A 20,368-nucleotide genomic window follows, 5' to 3' on the forward strand; every position below is an offset into this window, starting at 1 on the left:
CCATTGCCTTTACCGTCACTGCCCAGGTATCCCCCGTGATCGAAGATCCCACCGCCCCCATCGATTTCCCCGCCATGCCCGATGCCGGTCCCCGCAAGGCCCGGGCGCTGATGATTCAGGGCACCAGCTCCGACGTGGGCAAGAGCCTGCTGGTGGCCGGTCTGTGCCGGGCCTATACCCGCCGGGGCCTGAATGTGCGGCCCTTCAAGGCCCAGAACATGAGCAACAACGCCGCCGTCACCCGGGACAGCGACCTGCCGCCGGGGCCTGACGGACAGATCCCCCGCGGAGAGATCGGTCGCGCCCAGGCCCTGCAGGCCCGGGCCTGCGGCGTGGAGCCCTCCATCCACATGAATCCGGTACTGCTCAAGCCCCAGACCCTGATCGGCTCCCAGGTGGTGCTGCGGGGGCGGGTGCTGGGCAACTGCCGGGCCAAGGTCTACCACAAGATGAAGCCCCAACTGCTGCCGGCGGTGATGGACAGTTTCCACCGCACCGCCGCCCAGGCGGATCTGGTGTTGGTGGAAGGGGCCGGCAGCGGCGCCGAGGTGTACCTGCGCAAGTCCGACATCACCAACATGAAGCTGGCGCAGCTGGCCGATCTGCCGGTGGTGATCCTGGGAGACATCGACCGGGGCGGCGCCCTGGCCGCCATCGTCGGCACCCATGCCCTGCTCAACGAATCCGAGCAGGCCCGGGTGGTGGGCTACATCATCAACAAGTTCCGGGGCGACCTCTCCCTGTTCGAGCCCGCCTGCGAACTGATGACCGAGCGCACCGGCTGGCCCTCGCTGGGGGTGCTGCGCTGGTTCGAGGGAGCCACCCGCCTGCCGGCGGAAGACTCCCTGGCCCTGGAACGCCCCGCCGACGGGGAGGGGCGGGGTCTCAACATCGCCGTCCCCCAGCTCTCCCGGGTGGCCAACTTCGACGACTTGGACCCGCTGGCGGCGGAACCCGGGGTGAGCGTGCGCTGGGTGAAGCCGGGCAATCCCATCCCCCGGGATACCGACGTGATCATCCTGCCCGGCTCCAAGGCCACCCGCGCCGACCTGGAGGTACTGCGACGGGAAGGCTGGGACATCGACATCCTCTCCCACGCGCGCCAGGGCGGCCGGGTGGTGGGCCTGTGCGCCGGCTTCCAGATGCTGGGCAGGGTGGTGCGGGACCCCCGGGGCATCGAGGGTGAACCGGGAGAAACCCCCGGGCTGGGCCTGCTGGACGTGGAAACGGAGATCGGCGCCGAGAAAAAGCTCATTGAACTGGACGCCCGGGACACCCTGAGCGGTTGCCGGGTCACCGGTTACGAGATGCACATGGGGCGTACCCACGGCCCCGGTCTGGAACGGCCCTGGCTGATGCTGGACGACGGCACCGGCAGCCCACGCCCGGAAGGCGCGGTGTCCACCGACGGCCGGGTCACCGGCGGCTATGTCCACGGCATCTTCGGGGATGACGGCTTCCGTGCCGCCTGGCTGTCACGGGTGGGCGCCCAGGCCTCCGCCCTGGATTACGAGGCGCGGGTGGAAGCGGCCCTGGAGGCACTGGCGGATCACTGCGAGGAGAACCTGGACCTGGATGCCCTGCTGGCCCTGGCCGGATAAAATCCGGGATCAAGCCCCTGGCGCGCTCAGATCCGGGGCATATACCCGGACCCGATCGGCGCCACCCTGCTTGGCGTGGTACATGGCGATGTCGGCATGCTGCGCCAGCTCCCGGCTGTCCCCGCCATGCTCGGGATAAAAGGCGATGCCGATGCTGGTGGAGACACTCAGCTCCAGCCCGTTGATGTGGAACGGTTCCTGGAGGGACTGCCGGATGTTTTCCGCCACCATCAGGGCATGCTCCATCTGCCGGATCTCCGGCAGCATGACGATGAACTCGTCGCCGCCGATACGGGCCACCATGTCGGCTTCACGCACGGAGGACACCAGACGGCGCGCCACCTGCTGCAGCACCAGATCGCCGACGGCATGGCCATGGGTGTCATTGATCGGCTTGAACTTATCCAGATCGAGGAACATCAGGGCCAGCATCCTGCCCACGTCCCGTGCCCTGCCCATGGCCTGGTCCAGGTGACTGAACAGCAAGGCCCGGTTGGGCAGGGCGGTGAGCCCATCATGATGGGCCATGTGCATGATCCTGACCTCGTCCTGCTTGCGCACAGTGATATCGTGGGCGATACCCAGCATGCCGATGATGGTCCCGTCCTTGTCAAACAGGGGAGAGGCATTGGTGACATGCCAGCGCCAGTCGGCGGCACCGGCACCATACCGTACCCGATATTCCTGCCCGCTCTGCTTGCTTCGGGTGGCCAGCAGCCGCTCCAGAAAGGCCTGACAGGCAGGCAGGTCGTCGGGATGCACGATGGCCGAGAAATGGCCGCCCAGGAAATCTTCCGGCTCCTGTGCCAGGAGCTCGCGGATGTTGGGTGAAAGGTACTGGAAAATACCATCCAGATTCAGGGTATAGATGACGTCGTTGGCGTCCTCGACGAAGGTCCGGAATTTCTCCTCGTTGATGCGCAGTTGTGTCTCGGCGGCCTTGCGCCGGGTGATGTCGTTCCAGGTTACATGCAGCAGCGGTCGTTCCTCATACTGAATGGCCGTCAGCATGAGCAGGGCGTCGAAGGGCTGCCCATCTCCACGCAGACATTGCCATTCGCATTCATGCCCGCCCAGGGTCAGGGTCTGACGTCGCATGTCCCTGGCGTGGTCGATGGACGGACGGCCATCGGGTTGCGTCGGCGACGTGAAATCGGTCAGCGGTCGACCGATGAGCTGCTCGGGTTGCTGCAGGTGAAACAACGCCAGAGCCGCCGGATTGGCCGCGGTGAAAAAACCGGCCTGATCCATCAGGGTCAGCGGCTGACGGGATTCCTCGAACAGGATGCGAAAGCGACGCTCACTGGCGGCAAGGATCTGCCCCGTGCGTTCGTGAGTCATCACGATCACGCCGAGGGCCAGCAGGATCATGGCCAGCAACCCCGCCTGAAAGGTCAGCACTTGCAAGGCGTTGGCCTGCAGGATGCTTGTCATCCTGTCCATGCTCCCCAGGCCCGCCATGATCGCCCGGATGCCGAGCAGAACCAGGAGTACCGCCAGGCCGATGACGATGATGACCTGTCCGCGCCCCGGTGTATCGTGACGATTGCGCAGCACCATGAACAGGATCACGACCGTCTGACACGACAGGAGTATGGCCACCAGGATGACTCGGCCCGGAAGGTTGTCCAGCAGGGACAAAAGCCCCATCAGCATGATGGGCAGCGGAACCCAAAGGATCCAGCGGGGCAATGGTCGCTGATAGAATCGTTGAAACCCCTCGCCAACCAGGGCCAGCCAGGCGGCCACCATCACGTTGGATGCCACCAGCAGGAGGGGGTGACCGGCATGGGCATGCCAGATGAAGCCCAGGTAGGCACCGGCATTGACCAGCGCCGCCAGGGACCAAGGTCCCATGGCGGCGTGTCCGGGCCGATCGGCCATGGACACCATGGCCACCGCCAGCAGAATGTTGGTCAGTGCAATGATCAGGAATAGTGTCGGGATGTCCATGTCAGCTTTCCAAGGCCGTGACCCGAGCGATCATCGGTACCTGATGATTGAAAACTCAAATGCCCTGCAGCGGCGATACTGCGGCAACCGATCGATAAAGGCAAAAGCGCACTTCATCACACGGCGCCCGTTTGGGTACCATCAGGTATCATCAAACTCCGGATGCTCCGGCCATCACTGACGGACAATCAATCCAGCGGATGCCAAAAATCCATTTTTCTCCCTGCGGCGACAGCCCGGCCCGCGCCCGCATCCTCATGATCCAGGGCACCAGCGCCGACGTGGGCAAGAGCCTGCTGGTGGCGGGCCTGTGCCGGGCCTACACCCGCCGGGGCCTGACCGTGCGGCCCTTCAAGGCCCAGAACATGAGCAACAACGCCGCCGTCACCATCGATGCGGACGCCCCGCCGGACCCGGGCGGCGGCCCCGCCCGAGGGGAGATCGGCCGTGCCCAGGCCCTGCAGGCCCTGGCCTGCGGCGCCCCTTGCTCGGTGCACATGAATCCGGTCCTGCTCAAACCCCAGAGCGATCTGACCAGTCAGGTGGTGCTGCGCGGCCATGTGCTCGGGAACTGGGCCGCCGCGGACTACCAGGACCTCAAGCCCGGCCTCATGCCCGCCGTCCTCGACAGCCTGCAACGTCTGGCCGCCGAGGCGGACTTGGTGCTGGTGGAAGGGGCCGGCAGCGGCGCCGAACGCTATCTGCGCGCCCGGGACATCACCAACATGGGGCTGGCGGAAGCGGCGGATATCCCCGTGGCCCTGCTGGGGGAGGACGCCCGGGGCGGCATGACCGCCTCGGTGCTGGGGGCACACCTGCTGTGGACCGCCTCGGAACGGGGCCGGGTGAGCGGCTACATCGTCAATCGCTTCCGTGGCGACCCGCGGATTTTCGATCCCGCCCGCGAGGACATGACCGGGGCTACCGGCTGGCCCTGCCTGGGCCTGGTACGCTGGTTCGACGGCGCCGCCCGGCTGGCCCAGGAGGATTCCCTGGCCCTGGAGCAGCGCCATGCCCGCCCGGGGCCGGGTCTGCTGATCGCCGTGCCCCGGCTGTCCCGCATCGCCAACTTCGACGACCTGGACCCGCTGGCGGCAGAGCCGGGGGTGAACCTACGCTGGGTCAACCCCGGCGAGCCCATCCCCCGGGCCGCGGACGTGATCCTGCTGCCCGGCTCCAAGGCCACCCGCACCGACCTGGGGATGCTGCGGCGGGAGGGCTGGGACATCGACATCCTGGCCCACGTGCGCCAGGGGGGCGGCGTGGTGGGGCTGTGCGCCGGCTACCAGATGCTGGGCAGGGTGGTGCGGGACCCCCAGGGTCTGGAAGGTCCGCCCGGCGACACGCCAGGCCTGGGACTGCTGGATCTGGAGACCACCATCACCCCGGACAAGCGCCTGCTGGACCTGGATCGGCTGGACCGGCGCAGCGGCCAGCGGGTGCAGGGCTACGAGATGCACATGGGACGCACCACGGGGCCGGGACTGGCCCGACCCTGGCTTATGCTGGATGAGGGGCCGGAGGGGGCGGAGTCCGCCGATGGCCGGGTCATGGGGGCCTATGTGCATGGCCTCTTTGCCGGGGACGGATTCCGCAGCCACTGGCTCAAGCGCATGGGGGGCGCGGCCGGCGACCTGCACTACGCCCGACAGACCCAGGCCACCCTGGACGCCTTGGCGGCGCAGCTGGAGGAGGACCTGAACCTGGATCAACTCTGGAACATCAGCCGCCCCATGGGCGCACCACCCCCGCCATGAACGACGTCCTGGTCATCGGTGGCGGCATCGCCGCCTTCTGTGCCGCCCTCGCCGCCCGCCGGGCCGGTGCCTCGGTGCAACTGGTGGACAGCGCCCCCCGTCACCTGCGAGGGGGCAACGCCCGTCACTCCCGCAACTTGCGCCTGGTCCACGACACGCCCTCTCCCCTGTTCCCGGGTCGTTATACCGCGGCGGAGTTTCTCACCGACCTGCGCCGGGTCAGCGGCGGCCACATGGATGAAGACCTTGCCCGCCTGATGGCGGAACGCTCCCGGGAACTGCCCGACTGGCTGCAGGCCCAGGGGGTGGGATTCCAGCCCACCAGTGGCGGCATGATCCCCTGGTCCTGCAAGACCGCCTTTTTCCTGGGCGGCGGCAAGGCCATGATCAACGCCCTCGGCCGCACCGCCGAGGACCTGGGTGTGGAAATCCTGCATGACACGGAAGTGCTGGATGTGCAGCTCCAGGCCGCCGATACCCATCACCTCCCGGCCCGCCGAGGACATGAATCACTGACCCTGTCGGCCCGCACCGTAGTGATCTGCAGCGGCGGCTATCAGGCCAACCCCGCGGCCCTGTCCCGCACCTGGGGCGAGTCGGCCGCCGGTTTCCTGGTCCGGGGTACGCCCCATGTCCGGGGTGAGATCCTGCTGTCCCTGTTGGCACAGGGTGCCCTGCCCGCCGGTGTCCCCGGGGCCTGTCATCTGGTGGCGGTGAATGCCATGGCCCCCGCCGCCGACGGCGGTATCGTCACCCGGGTGGACGGCATGCCCTGGGGCCTGGTGGTGGATCGGGACGGACGCCGTTTTCAGGATGAAGGGGCGGAGATCACCCCGCGCCGCTATTCCTTCTGGGGCCGCCGGGTGGCCCGGCTGCCCGGTGCCAGGGCTCACCTGATCCTGGACACGGCGGGACTGCGCCGGGCCCCGCCCGCCATCTATCCCACCCGCCGGGCGGATACCCTGGAGGGGCTGGCCCGGGCACTGGACCTGAACCCGGATATCCTGCGGGAGACGGTCGACCGCTACCATGGCGCCCTGCGGCCCGATGGCCCGGAGGACGGCCATACCGAGGGCCTGGACCCACCCAAGACGCGCTGCGCCCTGCCCCTGAACACCCCGCCCTTCCATGCCTGGACCATGGCCCCCGGCATCACCTTCACCTGCCACGGCCTGAAGGTGGATACCCGGGCCCGTATCCTGATGGCCGATGGTGAACCCTGCGATGGCCTGTATGCGGCGGGCATGATCATGGCGCCCAGCGTCCTGGGCACCGGCTATGTGGCCGGCGCCGCCCTGACTGTGGGTGCCGTGTTTGGCCGCATCGCCGGGAAGGAAGCCGCCCACCGGGTCCTGAAACTGCACCCCGAGGCAGAAAAGTGTCTGAATTGAGCCCCCCGGATTCTTCCGCAAGTCTCGCCGAGGCCCGCCGGGTGATGAACCTGTGCAACGTCTGCAGCTACTGCACCGGCTACTGCGCCGTGTTCCACGCCTCGGAACAGCGCCCGGACCTCACCCGGGACGACCTGCATTACCTGGCCAACCTGTGCCACAACTGCCGGGCCTGCTGGTATGCCTGCCAGTATGCCCCGCCCCACGAATTCGCCATCAACGTGCCCGCCACCCTGGCCCGGGTTCGCCACGACAGCTATCGCCGTTACACCTGGCCCAGCGCCTTCGCCGCCCTGCTGGCCCGCAGCGGTCCGGCCACCCTCATGGTGAGCCTGGTCGCCACCCTGCTGATCCCGCTGCTCACGTTGATACTGGTACCCTGGGACACCCTGTTTGCCGTACACCGGGAGGCTGGGGCCTTCTATCAGGTGATCCCCTGGGGGGTGATGACCACCGTGGCCCTGGTCACCCTGGGCACATCGGTGCTGGCCCTGGGGATCGGGGTAGCCCGTTTCCGGCGGGACATCGGCCGGGGCGCACCACCGGCCTCATCCTGGTGGCGGGCGCTGCCCCGGGCGGCGGCGGACCTGCTCACCCTGCGCAATCTGGACGGCGGGGGGGGCGGCTGCAATGACGTGGACGGGCGCTTTACCCAATGGCGACGGGGCTTTCACCATGCCCTGTTCTACGGCTTCCTGCTGTGCCTGGCCGCCACCACGGTGGCGGCCGGCTATCATCACCTTCTCGCCTGGGAGGCACCCTACCCCGTCTTTAGCCTACCGGTGTTGCTGGGCACGCTGGGCGGTATGGGCATGATGGTGGGAGCGGCCGGGCTGGTGTGGGTGAAACGGCGAGGGGATCCGGCGCCCACGGCGGCGGAAACCCTGCCGGCGGACTACGCCCTGCTGGGCCTGCTGTTCGCGGTGGCCGCCACCGGCCTGATGCTGCTGGCCCTGCGGGAGACCGCGACCATGGGTCTGTTGCTGGCCCTGCACCTGGGTACGGTACTGGGCTTCTTCCTGCTGGTGCCCTACAGCAAGTTCGTGCACGGAGCCTACCGGGGGGCGGCACTGCTGCGCCGTGCCATGGAGCAACACCACGGACCCGGAACCGCGGGTAAAGAAACGGATAAAGAGTAAGTACTCACATGCCGTTCGATACCTATGACGGCCGCCACACCTCGTAGCCGCAACTCCAGCAATGGTGCAAAGCTTCGCGGCCGGCACCCTCAGCCCGTTCCCGCAGCCGCCCCTTGACCGCGTACAGTCCCCGCAGGGTGCAACGGGGGCATTTCAGGGCATCCCCCTCCTGCTCCAGGGTCTCGGAACTTGCGCCGGCCTTGTCTTCGATGACGGCTTCACCGACCATGTCCGCCGACAGGCGGTTCAGATCGTCCCTGAGGGCGACGATGAGAGCATTGGCCTCGGGATTGCCGTCACCGACGGCGACCTGCAATTCATCCAGACGACGCTGCAGGGCGGAGAGGCGGTTGCGGATATCGCTCATGGGATCTCCTGGATGCGTTGGGCCGGCACTGATTGTTGAACGGCGGCATGCCGTGGGCAAGCCTTTCCTTGTCGGGGCTCAGATTTAATCCTTGTCCGGACACCGCCCTGGATTCCCGCTTACGCGGGAATGACGGATTCCCATTGACGGTTGACTCTCCTGCGAAAGCCCTCTGCCGTCACTCCCGCGAAAATCCTCTGCCGTCACTCCCGCGAAAGCGGGAGCCCAGAATCTTGATCCCACCGGATTCCCGCTTGCGCGGGAATGACGGCATCGGCGACGTGCTTATGCCCACCAAGGCCCCTGGATTCCAGGGTGCGCGGGAATGACAATGGCTTCCCGCCGGGAACTCACGCCCGATCGGAGGCGGTTTCCACCGCCTGGGTCACCACCTGCCGCAGGGTGTGATGACAGCGGACGATTTCGCCCAGCACCACGATGGCCGGCGCCTCCAGCCCCTCGCGGCGGATGGTCTCCAGCAACTCGCCCTTGGTGGTGATCACCACCCGCTCCTCCAGGGTGGTGGCGGAGGCGACCACCGCCGCCGGGAGCGTGTCGGCCATCCCGCCCTGCCCCAGACCGTCCAGGATGAAGGGCAGGTTGCGCAGGGACATGTACAGGATTACCGGCTGATTCAGGCGCCCCACCAGGGTCCAATCGATGCCGTCCGGCGTGGGCCGACTGCCGGCACCATGGCCGGTGGCCAGGAACAGGGCTTGGTTGACTCCGCGGCAGGTGGCCGGGATGCCCACGGCGCTCAGCCCCGCCAGCCCCGAGGTCAGCCCCGGGATGACCCGATGGGGGATGCCCTGGGCCACCAGTTCGGCCACCTCCTCGCCGCCACGACCGAAGATGAAGGGATCCCCGCCCTTGAGCCTCACCACCCGGAAGCCCCGCCGAGCCTGATCCACCAGGGTGGCGGTGATGTCGTCCTGATGGGTGGAGGGCCTGCCGCCACGCTTACCGGCAAAGATGCGCACCGCATCCGGACGGGCCAGGGCCAGGGTGCGGGGATCGATGAGGGCGTCATGCACCAGCACGTCCGCCTGCAACAGGGCCGACAGGGCGTGCAGGGTCAGCAGCCCGGGATCACCGGGGCCGGCCCCGACGATCCACACCTCCCCCTGCCGCAGCCGGGGCATGCCGGGCAGCAGGGTCCCCAGGGTGTCCAGGGCGGCCTCCGGGGACAGGGGGCGAGCGGGTGAGACTTCGTTCATCAGAATGCTCCGGGGCTGTCCGCTCACGACCCGTAACCGGGGCGATAACGGCGGACATAGTCCGTGTTGTACAGGGCACTTTCGCGAAAATCCTCACTGCCCAGGGCCGGCCCCACCAGAATCAGGGCGGTACGCTCGATGGGATCGGACCGGTGCATGGCCACGATGCCGGACAGGGTTCCCCGCAGCACCGTCTGATCCGGCCAGCTGGCACGGGCGACGATGGCCACCGGGCAGTCCTCGCCGTAGTGCGGCATCAGGGCCGCCACCACGTCCTCCAGACGGTGGATGGCCAGATGGATGGCCAGGGTGGCACCGGTGCGGGCGAAGTTTTCCAGGGTCTCGCCGGGCGGCATGGCGGAGGCACGGCCGGACATGCGCGTGATCACCAGACTTTGGGCCACTTCCGGCACCGTCAGTTCCCGCCCCAGCACGGCGGCGGCGGCGGCAAAGGCAGGCACGCCGGGAGTGAGGGTGTAGGGAATGCCCCGTCGATCCAGACGGCGCATCTGCTCGGCCACGGCGCTGTAGACGGACAGATCGCCGGAATGCAGGCGGGCCACGTCCTCCCCGGCCTCGTGGGCACGGACGTATTCCGCCTCAATGGCATCCAGATCCATCGGTGCCGTGTCCACCAGCCGCGCCCCGGGTGGGCAGTGTTCCAGCAGCTCCGCCGGCACGATGGAGCCGGCGTAGAGACACACGGGACAACGGGCCAGCAGGCGCGCGCCCCGCAGGGTGATCAGATCCGCCGCGCCGGGACCGGCGCCGATGAAGTGTACGGTCATCAATCAGTTCCTCTTTTCCACCGCCCATTGCACCACGGGCATGGCAGGACGAAAACCGTGCAGGCTGCCGACGGGTTCCAGACGTTCCACCGACAGACGAGTCAGGGTGCCGCCGTAACGCTGCCAGGACCGCTGGATGACCTGCTCCGTCTCCAGCACCACCACGTTCGCCACCAGGCGCCCCCCGGGGGCCAGTGCGGCCCAGCACTGGTCGATGACGGCCTCGTCGCGGGCACCGCCGCCGATGAAGATCGCATCCGGCCGGGGCAGATCCTTCAGCACCTCGGGGGCACGACCGACACGCACCTCCAGCCGGGGGACACCCAGGGCGACGGCATTGCGGGCCGCGCGGGCGGCCCGCTCCGGATGGCTGTCCACGGCAATGGCACGGGTGCCGGCGTGGGCCAGCAGCCATTCGATGCCGATGGAACCGGAACCCGCCCCCACGTCCCAGAGCAGTGCGCCGGCGTGGGGGCGCAGACTGGACAGGGTGACGGCGCGGATCTCCCGCTTGGTGATCTGACCATCGTGTTCGAACCACTCATCCGGCAGCCCCGGGGCCAGGGGGATGATGGGGGCATCCGCCGCCGCCAGTACCTCCAGTGCCAGCAGGTTCAGGGGCTGGACGTCCTGGAGATCGAAATCCCGCGCCGTGACATGACGCCGGCGTTCCCGTGGACCACCCAGGGCCTCCAACAAGGTCACGGCGGACTCACCGAAACCCCACCGGGTCAGGGCTTGGCAGATCTGCCCCGGCGAGTCCTGGTCGGCGGTGAGCACGAACAGGCGTGCCCCCGGCTGCAGGGCCGGCCGCAGGGTCTCCAGGGGACGGCCGGTGAGGGACACCACCGTACAGTCCTGCTGGGCCCAGCCCAGGCGGGCGGCGGCCAAGGACACGCTGGAGGGGTGAGGCAGGCAGCACATCTCCCGCGCCGGTAGATGCCGCAGCAGGGTGGTGCCCACACCGAAGAAAAAGGGGTCACCGGAAGCCAGCACCACCACCGGCAGTCCTCGCCGGGCGAGGATCCGGGGCAGGGTGTCGGACAGGGGCGAGGCCCAGGACAGTGCCTCTCCCCGGATCAGGGGTGCGGCCAGGGTCAGATGACGTGTGCCGCCGACCACCAGGACGGCCGCCCCGACCAGCGCGCGGGCAGCGGGGCTCATGGCCTCGACGCCCTCCTCTCCCAGGCCTATGATGCTCAACCAGGGACCAGGGGGATCGCCGGCCGGCTGATGGACGTGTTCACCGGTCATTGCAATCCCTGCCCCGGCAACATCCCGCGCCCTGCTCCGCCGGCCAAGGGGCTGGGCCTATCCATCCGTTCTGTCTGAAACGATCCATGACTCACATGCCCCTGCACATCCTGATCCTCGGCGGTACCGGAGAAGCCATGCAACTGGCCCGGGCCCTGGAAGGTGATGCACGCTTTGCCCCCACCTACTCGGTGGCCGGGCGCACGCAAAATCCCCGCCTGCCGGACCTGCCCTGCCGCAGCGGCGGCTTCGGGGGCCCCGACGGGCTGGCCGACTACCTGGGCAGGGAGGCCATCGAGGTACTGGTGGATGCCACCCACCCCTTTGCCGACCGCATGTCCACCCACGCCGTCGTGGCCGCGGCACGGACAGGCGTCGCCCTGCTGGCCCTGCGGCGCCCGGCCTGGATGCCCGGCCCGGAGGATCACTGGCACGGCGTGCCGGACATGGTCGCTGCGGTGCAGGCCCTGGGTACCCGGCCCCGGCGGGTATTTCTTACCATCGGGCAACTGGAACTGGCCCCCTTTTGCGAGGCGCCCCGGCACCGTTACATCATCCGCAGCGTGGATCTGCCCGCGGTGCGTCCACCGGACTGCCTGTGCATCACTGACCGCGGCCCCTTCCGGCTGGAAGATGAACTGCGCCTGCTGCAACAGCACCGTATCGACGCCCTGGTGACCAAGAACTCCGGCGGCGAGGCCACCTACGCCAAGCTGGAGGCGGCACGCCGGTGCGGCGTGGAAGTGATCATGGTGGAACGCCCATGGGTCCCGCCGGCCCCCGCCGAGGTGCCGGACCCGGAGGCTGCCCTGAGCTGGCTGGGCGCGCACTACGTCCGTTCCCGACCCACGCTACGGGGTGTGTAGATCCAGGGATCCCGGCCCGTGCGGGGGATCAGCCGGGTCTCGGCGTTGCCGACGATCACCAGGGTGCGCATGTCCGCCTGATCCGGTCTGGCCTGCGCCAGCGTGGTCACTTCCACCTGCTCTTCCGGACGACTCACGGCTCGGGCAAAGATCACTGGCACATGCCCGGGCAGGTGGCGACGCAGCAGCGCCAGGGCCTCGCCCAGCTGCCAGGGTCGCGCCTTGGAAATGGGGTTGTAGAAGGCCATGGCAAAACCACCCCGGGCGGCACATTCCAGGCGATGCAGGATGACGGTCCAGGGCTTGAGGTTGTCCGACAGGGACATGACGCAGAAATCATTCCCGAACGGCGCCCCCAACCGGGCACCGGCAGCCAGTACCGCGGACACCCCCGGATGAACCGTCACCTCCAGATCACGCCAGCCGGGTTCACCATGATCCATGGCCTCGAATACCGCGGCCGCCATGCCGAACACGCCGCCGTCGCCGGATGAGACCACGGCCACCCGCGCACCCTCGGCGGCCAACTGCAGGGCCAAGCGGGCGCGCATGATTTCCTCGCGATTGTCCGAGGCGTGGATCCGCTGGCCGCCCTCGGCGGCCACCCGCTCCACATAGGGGACATAGCCCACCAGGTCCGTGGCCTGGGCCAGGGCGTGAGCGGCGCGAGGGCAACGCAGGTCCTCGGCGCCGGGGCCAAGCCCGATGACATCCACACGACCGCTCATCGAACCCCCTGTCTGCCGGGTACCAGCACGATGGTGAAATAGGGAGCAGGCTGGTCTTCCGGGCACTCGGCAAGGCGTGCCACGCGTGCGCCTTCCATGGTCCCCCGCTCCACCAGCATGGCCCGCTCCAGTAGACCGGCCCGGGCCAGGGCGGCGCGGATACGGGGAAGATTACGGCCCACCTTCATGAAGACGGCAGCATCGGTACGACCCAGGTGAGACACCATGGCATCCTCCGAAAGGGTGCCGGGAATCACCGTGAGTACGTCATCGCCATGGGTGATGGGGGTGTCGGCCTGGGTCCAGCATCCGCTCATGCCGCTGATGCCCGGAACCACCTGCGCCGGGAAGCGATGGGACAGGCGATCATGCAGGTACATGTAAGAACCATAGAGGAAGGGATCACCCTCGCAGATCACCGCCACATCCCGCCCGCCCATCAGGCATTGAGCCACCTCTGCCGCCGCCTGGTCGTAAAAGTCGCTCATGTCCCGGGCATAACGGGGATCATGGATGGAGACCTCGGTGGTGAAAGGGTACTCCAGTCTCAGGATCTGCTGCTCCGGGCGCAGGTGGGGGCCAGCGATCCCCAGGGCTTGGCCGGTGCGACCCTGTTTGGCAAAGGTGGCCACCACCGGCGCCGCCTGCAGCAGACGCAGGGCCTTGAGGGTGATGAGCTCCGGGTCACCGGGACCCAAGCCGATGCCGAACAAGGTGCCGGAACCACTCATTCCTGCTCACTCGCCAGGGCATTGACGGCCGCCACGGTCATGGCGCTGCCACCCAAACGACCGTGGACGATCACGGATTCCAGACCCGGATACCCGGCCAGGGCTTCCTTGGACTCGGCGGCGCCCACGAAACCCACCGCCATGCCGATCACCAGGGCCGGCCGAGGCGCCCCCGCATCGATCAGCTCCAGCAGGTGAAACAGGGCGGTCGGCGCATTACCGATGGCCACCACGGCTCCGTCGAGCCGCTCACCCCACAGGTCCAGGGCCGCAGCGGAGCGGGTATTGCCGATCCGCCGCGCCAGTTCGGGGACACGGGGGTCATCCAGAGTGCAGATGATCTCGTTGTCCGCCGGCAACCGGGCGCGGGTAATGCCGTGGGCCACCATCTTGGCATCACAAAGAATGGGCTTGCCCGCCAGCAGGGCCGCCCTTCCCGCCTTGGCGGCATCGGACGTGAAGACCACCTGGGGCGCCAGTTCCACCATGCCGCAAGCATGAATCATGCGCACCACCACCCGGGCCTCGTCGGCACTGAAACCGTCCAGACGGGCCTCGCCGCGGATGGTGGCGAAGGATTTACGATAGATGGCCGCGCCATCCTTGATGTAGTCGTAGGTATGGGACATGGATCGAGTGTACTGCGTGAAGGGCAATGCCGGGGCGACCGGAGCGGGTGGGTAAGCTTAGCGGGTCGGGGTCCACGGGGCAATGCCCGGCTTGCCCGACACCGGCCATCGGCGGCGCCGGCTTTTTGAAGCCCGCGCATGCAAGCGCACTATAATCAGGCATACGATCCTGTCGCCCCCGATCCCGTCAACACTGACCAAGGCATGATCTTCAGGCCCGGAAAACCCTCACCATGCCGACCACTCCAGCCATGCCGCCGATACCATGCTCACAGGTTCCCAAAGGCACCGCGGACCGCTATCGGCGTCACAGGAACCGCATCGCCAGCCTGGTTTCACGCACGATGGCCATGCATCCCCGACATGATGAATTCAGCGGCGGGCACGGCGTGCGTTTGCTGGAATGCAATCATCGCAATCACGCGGCCTTCATGGCCGAGGTGCTGACGGCCAATGACTTTCAGCTGCTGGCGGAGACCCTGCCCTGGGTGTATGCCGCCTACCATCACCAGGGCGTGCATTTTGACTATTTTCCCGCCCAGTTCGAAGCCTGGACGCAGGCCATTCGCCTCACGCTCAGCGAAGACGATGCGGAACATCTCCTGCCCGTGTACCGCTGGATGGCCGACATTCATCCCGCGACCATCAAGGCCGCCCTGTCTCATCAGGCACGCAGGCTCCACGTCCCCGACCGGTACCGGGAGGAATACACCTACATCACTGCCAACCTGCTCCAGGGAAATTACCCGGATATCATCCGCCGTTGCAGAGAACTGCTGAGCCGCGGCATGTCCTACGGCGACATCCTGCAGGAACTGTTCTATCCCGCCATGGTGGATGTCGGGGCACGATGGGAAGACGGTGAGATTTCAGTGTCCATGGAGCACCAGACCACCGCCATGGCCTACGGCATCCTGTCTTCCCTTTACCATGATCTACCCTTTCCCGACATCCATCGCGGACACGCCCTGGTCAGCCCCGTTTCAAATGAGTTTCACGAAATGGGCGCCTGGATGCTGGCAACCAGCCTGGAACTGGATGGGTGGGACATCACCTTGCTGGGCGGCGATACACCCCGGGAACATCTGATCACGACGGCGGTGCAGCAACGCCCCAGATTTGTGGCCCTCTCGGTGACCCTGATCAGCAACATCCATGAAGCCCGATGTACCATCGAATACCTGCGGCAGGCCCTTGGACATGGCAGCACCACCCGCATCCTGATCGGTGGGCAGGCATTTCTCATGGCCCCCCGCCTGGCCGCATCCGTGGGGGCGGATGCTCTCCTGGAAAGTTGTGATGCGGCGGTCCGATGGGCACGAACCCTGGAGGCGGAAACCGATGAACCCACCAGTACTTGACCCCACCCTGCAGCCTGAACTGGCCCGAGCACTTCACAGCTATGTCATGGAATCCGGTCGCCTGGTGGTAGTGGAAGTGGACAGTGACGGCCGAATCAGGGATGCCAATGTCACGTTCCGCTCCCGCTTTGCCGGGTTTGCGGATGTGCGCGGCGAATCCCTGTCCCGGTTCCTGGCCAGCGGCGACGAGATCCCCGACATCGAACCGGGACTTGCCCACCGCACTGCCATCGCCCGGATATTCAATACCGTCATGGGGGGAGAAAACTACCTGTTCCATGCCTATCCGCTCAACGCCCACACACTACTGATCGGGGAGCCAGCCAAGACGGAAGACAGCGACGTGATCGGCCGCATGGGCAGCCTGGCGCTGGAAATGTCCCGCCTGGTCAGGGATCTTCGCAAGGCCAATCACGACCTGGCCATGGCCAACGAGCTGAATCAGCAACTGGCCCGCACCGACGCGCTGACGCACCTGGCCAATCGCCGGTATTTCATGGAGCGCCTTCAACAGGGCGTGGTCCAGGCTCAGAGTCGCCAGCATGCCCTGTCCATCCTGATGATGGACCTGGATCATTTCAAGCAGATCAACGACAGTTTCGGTCATTCCACCGGTGATGCGGTGCTGGCCGCCTTTGCGGAGCTGCTGCGCGCGCTGGTCAGGATTTCAGACCTGCCCGGGCGACTGGGGGGAGAGGAATTCGGACTTTACATGTTTGACGCCCATCGCCACGTAGCCGCGGCGGTGGCAGAACGCATCCGGGCAAGTACTTGGGAGCTTCGTCCCAGCGGGCTGGACCATCGGCTCGGTGTCAGTATCGGTATCGCCATGCTTGAGCCCGAAGAAGATGCGGAGGCACTGATGAGACGGGCCGATGCCGCGCTTTATCAAGCCAAGAATCAGGGCCGTAATCGGATCGTCATCGCAGGACCGGGGGCGGAGCAGGCGGCCGGCCGGGAAGAGAATGCATCAGGGAAGAAGTGACATGACCGACCGCACAGACCGCGGACGATAAAAATGTTCAGGAAGGGGGTTGCAATACCCGAGAGAATTGGTCAGTATTAGATCCAGACTCCCAAACGGAAGGTGGAGGAGCCTGGCGGTTCTCCGAATGATTGGCCTCTGCAAAAGTCACAATCATTCGTCGATCGAACCGACAGGTACTCCTCCACCTGCACTGCTAGTGCAGTACCGCTACTGCAAAGACCTTCTTAGTAGAAGGGTCTCCACATGAACACCAGGAAGTGAGCGGCGGCAGCCAGAACCATGAACACCGTGAAGGTGGTCTTGAACTGCTCGTGGAATTCCTTGGCTTGTTCTTCGGTCAGACCGGAGATGCTGTTGTCATTCATGATCTAGTCCTCTCTTACTCGGAAGCTTCGACGGCGCTGGCGTCAAAGGTCAGCGGGTTGTAGCTGTCGTTGGCGTACACGAAGGCGTGGACAGCCAGGGCAACGACCAGAACAGCCATCAGAATGGGCATCAGCCAGGTGCCGGGATTGACCACCAGCCACAGCTTCCAGTCGTCTTTGGGGTTGCTGGGCTTGCTTGCTCTGTATTCGCTCATTGATATTACCCTCTTGGTTTAAGCACGGATCCCTCTCGAGATCCGAACGTTCTTGCAAACATCAACTTCCGATGCAGCCCCGTCACGGTTCAGGGCCGGAAACCGGATCCTTGAAACCAACCGTAAGACTCGCTCTCCCGAATCCAACGCTCCGTCAGTCCCGATAATCCTGCATGGCTGACCTGCATGGCAGGGGCCGTAGTCAGGGTGTAAGTCTAGGCTGACGCGGCGGGATGTCAAGGTTTCGATACAGGCGGAAGCCCAGGAAAGACTCAAGACTCACAAAAGCTTGACCCGGGTCAACGAGTGAAGGCGTGAGGCAGCGGATCCGAGGGCCTGATACGGATGGACAGCATCCGCCGGGGCAGGTCATGATGCCTGCTCCCCCAGGACACCGGACTGTCCGATCCGCACAAGGAGGTCAAGCATGCCCATTACCGACTGGCCCGCATCCGAACGCCCCCGGGAAAAACTCATCGCCCGGGGCTCCGCCGCCCTTTCCGACGCCGAACTGCTGGCCATCTTCCTGCGCACCGGCGTGGCGGGCCGCACCGCCGTGGACCTGGCCCGGGATCTGCTCACCCGCTTTGGGGGCCTGCGCGCCCTGCTGCAGGCGGAGCGCAAGGACTTCTGTGCCGCCCACGGCCTGGGAGAAGCCAAATATGCCCAGCTCCAGGCCGTACTGGAGATGGGAAGACGACACCTGTCCGAGACGCTCCAGCGGGGCGATGCCATCACCAGCCCGGAGCATACCCGGCGCTATCTGAGCGCCCGCCTGCGGGATTATCCCTTCGAGGTCTTTGCCTGCCTGTTTCTGGACAATCGCCACCGGGTCATCGCTTTTGAGGAACTCTTCCGGGGCACCATCGACGGCGCCAGCGTCCACCCCCGGGAAGTGGTGCGGCGCGCCCTGGCCCACAATGCGGCGGCCGTCATCCTGAGCCACAATCATCCATCGGGGATCGCCGAACCTTCGCGGGCGGATGAGGCCATCACCCGGCGCCTGCAGGAGGCCCTGGGACTGATCGACGTGCGGGTACTGGATCACATCATCGTCGGCGACGAACTGGTGTCGCTGGCGGAGCGCGGCGTGATCTGAGACGACTTATCCATAGTCTTTTCAGAGCTTTGATGAGGCGAGAAAGGTTTAAGATAGGCCCGCCTCAAGGTCAGTCAAGGAACAGGGTCGTGTCCGAACATGAAACCGAACTGAGCAATCGCCCCACCAGCCGCAATCTGCGCGTGCTGGGGCGATTGCTGGGCTTTGCCAGACCCCACATGGGCCGCATCATGGCCGCAGTCGTGGCACTGGTGGCGGGTTCCGGAGCCGTGCTGGCATTCGGGGCCGTGCTGCGCCTGGTGATCGATCAGGGACTGACCGCCGGCGATGCCGCCGCCCTGGATCAGGCCCTGATGTTCTTGCTTGGCGTGGTGCTGCTCATGGCTGCCGCGGTCTCGGTGCGTATGTACCTGGTCACCTGGATCGGCGAACGAGTGGTGGCGGATCTGCGCCGGGCAGTGTTCAACAAGGTGCTGCGCCTGGATCCTGCCTTTTTCGAGGTCACCCGCACCGGTGAAGTCATCTCCCGCCTGACCACGGACACCTCCCTGGTACAGGTGGTGGTGGGCTCCACCCTGGCCATCGCGGTGCGTAACCTGCTGCTGTTCTGCGGCGGCATGGTCATGCTGTTCATCACCAGCCCCAAACTGACCCTGGGGGTGCTGCTGGGGGTGCCGCTGATCACGGTGCCCGTCTGGATACTCGGCCGCCATGTGCGTCGCCTTTCCCGCCAGTCCCAGGACCGGGTAGCTGACATCAGCGCCTACATTGACGAAACCCTCTACGGCATCCGCACCGTCCAGGCCTTCTGCCATGAAGCGGTGGACATACTGCGCTACGGCCGCCAGGTGGAACAGGCCTTTGACACCGCCATCCGGCGCACCCGTTTCAGTGCCCTGCTCAGCGGCACGGTGATGCTGCTGGTGTTCACCAGCATCAGCCTGGTGCTGTGGGTGGGCGGACACGACGTACTGGCCGGTCGCATGAGCAATGGGCAACTGGCGGCCTTTGTGTTCTATGCCGTGCTGGTGGCCGGTGCCGTGGGCGCCATCAGCGAAGTCATCGGCGAGCTGTTCCGGGCTGCCGGGGCGGCGGAACGCCTGATCGAACTGCTGGATACGGAACCCGCCATCACTCCGCCCACCCGGCCACGGGCGCTACCCGCCCCGGCCGTGGGCCGGGTGGAGCTGGAACGGGTGATGTTCCGCTATCCCTCCCGCCCTGAACCACCGGCCCTGGATGGGGTCTCGCTGACCCTTGATCCCGGCGAGAAAGTCGCCCTGGTAGGCCCCTCGGGTGCCGGCAAGTCCACCGTACTGCAACTGCTGCTGCGTTTCTATGATCCCGAATCCGGCCACATCCGCTTTGACGGGGTAGACCTTCGGGAAACCGACCCGGGCCAGTTGCGGGGACGCATGGCCCTCGTGCCCCAGGACGCGATCATCTTCGGCGCCGATGCCTGGGAAAACATCGCCTTCGGCATGGAGGGGGTAAGTCGGGAGCAGATTCGGCAGGCAGCGGACGCGGCCCATGCCAGCGAGTTCCTGGACCGCCTGCCGGAGGGCTTTTCCAGCCATCTGGGAGAACGGGGTGTGCGGCTGTCCGGCGGCCAGCGCCAGCGTATCGCCATTGCCCGCGCCATCTTGCGGGACCCGGCCCTGCTGCTGCTGGATGAGGCCACCAGCGCCCTGGATGCGGAAAGCGAACGACTCGTCCAGGAGGCCCTGGAACACCTGATGGAGGGGCGCACCACCCTAATCATCGCCCACCGCCTGGCCACAGTGCGCAAGGCGGACCGGATCGTGGTCATGGACCAGGGCCGGATCGCAGCCGTCGGTACCCACGATGAGCTGGTGGCCCAGGGCGGCCTTTACGCCCGGCTGGCCGCCCTGCAGTTCCGGGAGGGATTCCCGGCGCCGACGGAGCCGGGCCGGCGAACCGGCACCGGCTAAGCCCGC

19 protein-coding genes are annotated in these 20,368 nt (G+C 66.5%); 9 read left to right on the forward strand and 10 right to left on the reverse strand.

What is annotated here, in order from left to right; all coding sequences use genetic code 11:
- Window positions 1-74 precede the first annotated feature (74 nt).
- Window positions 75-1,601 (forward strand): cobyric acid synthase, encoded by a 1,527-nt coding sequence (locus LQ952_RS00420; RefSeq protein WP_238620671.1) that lies wholly within the window; start codon window positions 75-77, stop codon window positions 1,599-1,601.
- A 9-nt stretch (window positions 1,602-1,610) separates the two neighbouring features.
- On the opposite strand, the gene LQ952_RS00425 is transcribed toward LQ952_RS00420, so the two are convergent.
- Window positions 1,611-3,554 carry a sensor domain-containing diguanylate cyclase gene (locus LQ952_RS00425; RefSeq protein WP_238620577.1) on the reverse strand — a complete coding sequence of 648 codons (1,944 nt, stop codon included), beginning with the start codon at window positions 3,552-3,554 and terminating at the stop codon, window positions 1,611-1,613.
- A 200-nt stretch (window positions 3,555-3,754) separates the two neighbouring features.
- Between LQ952_RS00425 and LQ952_RS00430 the strand changes: the two genes are divergently transcribed.
- The 3 genes from LQ952_RS00430 to tcuB are packed head-to-tail and all read left to right on the forward strand — an operon-like array spanning window position 3,755 to window position 7,841.
- Entirely contained in the window at window positions 3,755-5,311 is a 1,557-nt protein-coding gene (locus LQ952_RS00430; RefSeq protein ID WP_238620578.1) for a cobyric acid synthase, read from the forward strand.
- Entirely contained in the window at window positions 5,308-6,702 is a 1,395-nt protein-coding gene (gene tcuA / locus LQ952_RS00435) for an FAD-dependent tricarballylate dehydrogenase TcuA (RefSeq protein ID WP_238620579.1), read from the forward strand. The genes LQ952_RS00430 and tcuA overlap by 4 nt, the downstream gene beginning before the upstream one ends.
- Window positions 6,690-7,841 (forward strand): tricarballylate utilization 4Fe-4S protein TcuB, encoded by a 1,152-nt coding sequence (gene tcuB / locus LQ952_RS00440; protein ID WP_347402030.1) that lies wholly within the window; start codon window positions 6,690-6,692, stop codon window positions 7,839-7,841. Before tcuA ends, tcuB begins: the two co-directional genes overlap by 13 nt.
- Window positions 7,842-7,863: 22 nt before the next feature.
- Here the strand turns inward: tcuB and LQ952_RS00445 are convergent, their stop codons facing one another.
- From LQ952_RS00445 to cbiE, 4 genes are all read right to left on the reverse strand, one after another.
- Window positions 7,864-8,208 carry a hypothetical protein gene (locus LQ952_RS00445; protein WP_238620580.1) on the reverse strand — a complete coding sequence of 115 codons (345 nt, stop codon included), beginning with the start codon at window positions 8,206-8,208 and terminating at the stop codon, window positions 7,864-7,866.
- Window positions 8,209-8,558: 350 nt separating this feature from the next.
- On the reverse strand, window positions 8,559-9,425 hold the full coding sequence (gene cobA, locus LQ952_RS00450) for a uroporphyrinogen-III C-methyltransferase (RefSeq protein WP_238620581.1): 867 nt from the start codon (window positions 9,423-9,425) through the stop codon (window positions 8,559-8,561).
- A 23-nt stretch (window positions 9,426-9,448) separates the two neighbouring features.
- Window positions 9,449-10,213: a precorrin-4 C(11)-methyltransferase gene (cobM, locus tag LQ952_RS00455; RefSeq protein ID WP_238620582.1), complete on the reverse strand. Its 765-nt coding sequence runs from the start codon at window positions 10,211-10,213 to the stop codon at window positions 9,449-9,451.
- Between the two features lie 3 nt (window positions 10,214-10,216).
- Window positions 10,217-11,467: a precorrin-6y C5,15-methyltransferase (decarboxylating) subunit CbiE gene (gene cbiE / locus LQ952_RS00460; RefSeq protein ID WP_238620583.1), complete on the reverse strand. Its 1,251-nt coding sequence runs from the start codon at window positions 11,465-11,467 to the stop codon at window positions 10,217-10,219.
- An 86-nt stretch (window positions 11,468-11,553) separates the two neighbouring features.
- On the opposite strand from cbiE, the gene LQ952_RS00465 reads away from it, so the two are divergent.
- The gene (locus tag LQ952_RS00465) at window positions 11,554-12,333 is read left to right on the forward strand and encodes a cobalt-precorrin-6A reductase (protein WP_238620584.1); all 780 of its coding nucleotides are present in this window, start codon (window positions 11,554-11,556) and stop codon (window positions 12,331-12,333) included.
- Here the strand turns inward: LQ952_RS00465 and cobJ are convergent.
- Genes cobJ through LQ952_RS00480 form a run of 3 tightly spaced genes read right to left on the reverse strand, consistent with a single transcriptional unit; the run spans window position 12,297 to window position 14,421 of the window.
- Window positions 12,297-13,061 (reverse strand): precorrin-3B C(17)-methyltransferase, encoded by a 765-nt coding sequence (cobJ, locus tag LQ952_RS00470; protein WP_238620585.1) that lies wholly within the window; start codon window positions 13,059-13,061, stop codon window positions 12,297-12,299. The genes LQ952_RS00465 and cobJ overlap by 37 nt on opposite strands.
- The gene (locus LQ952_RS00475) at window positions 13,058-13,792 is read right to left on the reverse strand and encodes a precorrin-2 C(20)-methyltransferase (protein ID WP_238620586.1); all 735 of its coding nucleotides are present in this window, start codon (window positions 13,790-13,792) and stop codon (window positions 13,058-13,060) included. The genes cobJ and LQ952_RS00475 overlap by 4 nt, the downstream gene beginning before the upstream one ends.
- Window positions 13,789-14,421 carry a precorrin-8X methylmutase gene (locus LQ952_RS00480; protein WP_238620587.1) on the reverse strand — a complete coding sequence of 211 codons (633 nt, stop codon included), beginning with the start codon at window positions 14,419-14,421 and terminating at the stop codon, window positions 13,789-13,791. Before LQ952_RS00480 ends, LQ952_RS00475 begins: the two co-directional genes overlap by 4 nt.
- Window positions 14,422-14,654: 233 nt before the next feature.
- On the opposite strand from LQ952_RS00480, the gene LQ952_RS00485 reads away from it, so the two are divergent.
- Window positions 14,655-15,782: a cobalamin B12-binding domain-containing protein gene (locus tag LQ952_RS00485; protein WP_238620588.1), complete on the forward strand. Its 1,128-nt coding sequence runs from the start codon at window positions 14,655-14,657 to the stop codon at window positions 15,780-15,782.
- Window positions 15,763-16,767, forward strand: coding sequence for a GGDEF domain-containing protein (locus tag LQ952_RS00490; protein WP_238620589.1), 1,005 nt, complete (start codon window positions 15,763-15,765; stop codon window positions 16,765-16,767). The genes LQ952_RS00485 and LQ952_RS00490 overlap by 20 nt, the downstream gene beginning before the upstream one ends.
- Window positions 16,768-16,994: 227 nt before the next feature.
- On the opposite strand, the gene pufB is transcribed toward LQ952_RS00490, so the two are convergent.
- Window positions 16,995-17,135 (reverse strand): light-harvesting antenna LH1, beta subunit, encoded by a 141-nt coding sequence (pufB, locus tag LQ952_RS00495; RefSeq protein ID WP_200171375.1) that lies wholly within the window; start codon window positions 17,133-17,135, stop codon window positions 16,995-16,997.
- 14 nt (window positions 17,136-17,149) lie between these two features.
- The gene (gene pufA / locus LQ952_RS00500) at window positions 17,150-17,350 is read right to left on the reverse strand and encodes a light-harvesting antenna LH1, alpha subunit (protein WP_238620590.1); all 201 of its coding nucleotides are present in this window, start codon (window positions 17,348-17,350) and stop codon (window positions 17,150-17,152) included.
- Window positions 17,351-17,777: 427 nt separating this feature from the next.
- Here pufA and radC point away from each other — a divergent pair, with 427 nt between their 5' ends.
- Both radC and LQ952_RS00510 read left to right on the forward strand, forming a co-directional pair.
- On the forward strand, window positions 17,778-18,449 hold the full coding sequence (radC, locus tag LQ952_RS00505; protein WP_238620591.1) for a RadC family protein: 672 nt from the start codon (window positions 17,778-17,780) through the stop codon (window positions 18,447-18,449).
- Window positions 18,450-18,538: 89 nt separating this feature from the next.
- Complete coding sequence (locus tag LQ952_RS00510; protein WP_238620592.1) at window positions 18,539-20,362, forward strand: ABC transporter transmembrane domain-containing protein; 1,824 nt, start codon at window positions 18,539-18,541, stop codon at window positions 20,360-20,362.
- Window positions 20,363-20,368 lie beyond the last annotated feature (6 nt).

The sequence above is a fragment of the Ectothiorhodospira lacustris genome (assembly GCF_022227785.1).
In the GTDB taxonomy this organism is placed as follows: Bacteria; Pseudomonadota; Gammaproteobacteria; order Ectothiorhodospirales; family Ectothiorhodospiraceae; genus Ectothiorhodospira; species Ectothiorhodospira lacustris.

Coding starts and splice junctions, on each gene's coding strand:
- cobJ (WP_238620585.1), bottom strand. CDS start 13,061: ATGAGCGGTCGTGTGGATGTCATCGGGCTTGGCCCCGGCGCCGAGGAC.
- LQ952_RS00485 (WP_238620588.1), top strand. CDS start 14,655: ATGCCGACCACTCCAGCCATGCCGCCGATACCATGCTCACAGGTTCCC.
- radC (WP_238620591.1), top strand. CDS start 17,778: ATGCCCATTACCGACTGGCCCGCATCCGAACGCCCCCGGGAAAAACTC.
- LQ952_RS00420 (WP_238620671.1), top strand. CDS start 75: ATGCCCGATGCCGGTCCCCGCAAGGCCCGGGCGCTGATGATTCAGGGC.
- LQ952_RS00480 (WP_238620587.1), bottom strand. CDS start 14,421: ATGTCCCATACCTACGACTACATCAAGGATGGCGCGGCCATCTATCGT.
- LQ952_RS00425 (WP_238620577.1), bottom strand. CDS start 3,554: ATGGACATCCCGACACTATTCCTGATCATTGCACTGACCAACATTCTG.
- LQ952_RS00445 (WP_238620580.1), bottom strand. CDS start 8,208: ATGAGCGATATCCGCAACCGCCTCTCCGCCCTGCAGCGTCGTCTGGAT.
- LQ952_RS00430 (WP_238620578.1), top strand. CDS start 3,755: ATGCCAAAAATCCATTTTTCTCCCTGCGGCGACAGCCCGGCCCGCGCC.
- cbiE (WP_238620583.1), bottom strand. CDS start 11,467: ATGACCGGTGAACACGTCCATCAGCCGGCCGGCGATCCCCCTGGTCCC.
- LQ952_RS00465 (WP_238620584.1), top strand. CDS start 11,554: ATGACTCACATGCCCCTGCACATCCTGATCCTCGGCGGTACCGGAGAA.
- LQ952_RS00490 (WP_238620589.1), top strand. CDS start 15,763: ATGAACCCACCAGTACTTGACCCCACCCTGCAGCCTGAACTGGCCCGA.
- pufA (WP_238620590.1), bottom strand. CDS start 17,350: ATGAGCGAATACAGAGCAAGCAAGCCCAGCAACCCCAAAGACGACTGG.
- pufB (WP_200171375.1), bottom strand. CDS start 17,135: ATGAATGACAACAGCATCTCCGGTCTGACCGAAGAACAAGCCAAGGAA.
- tcuA (WP_238620579.1), top strand. CDS start 5,308: ATGAACGACGTCCTGGTCATCGGTGGCGGCATCGCCGCCTTCTGTGCC.
- LQ952_RS00475 (WP_238620586.1), bottom strand. CDS start 13,792: ATGAGTGGTTCCGGCACCTTGTTCGGCATCGGCTTGGGTCCCGGTGAC.
- cobM (WP_238620582.1), bottom strand. CDS start 10,213: ATGACCGTACACTTCATCGGCGCCGGTCCCGGCGCGGCGGATCTGATC.
- cobA (WP_238620581.1), bottom strand. CDS start 9,425: ATGAACGAAGTCTCACCCGCTCGCCCCCTGTCCCCGGAGGCCGCCCTG.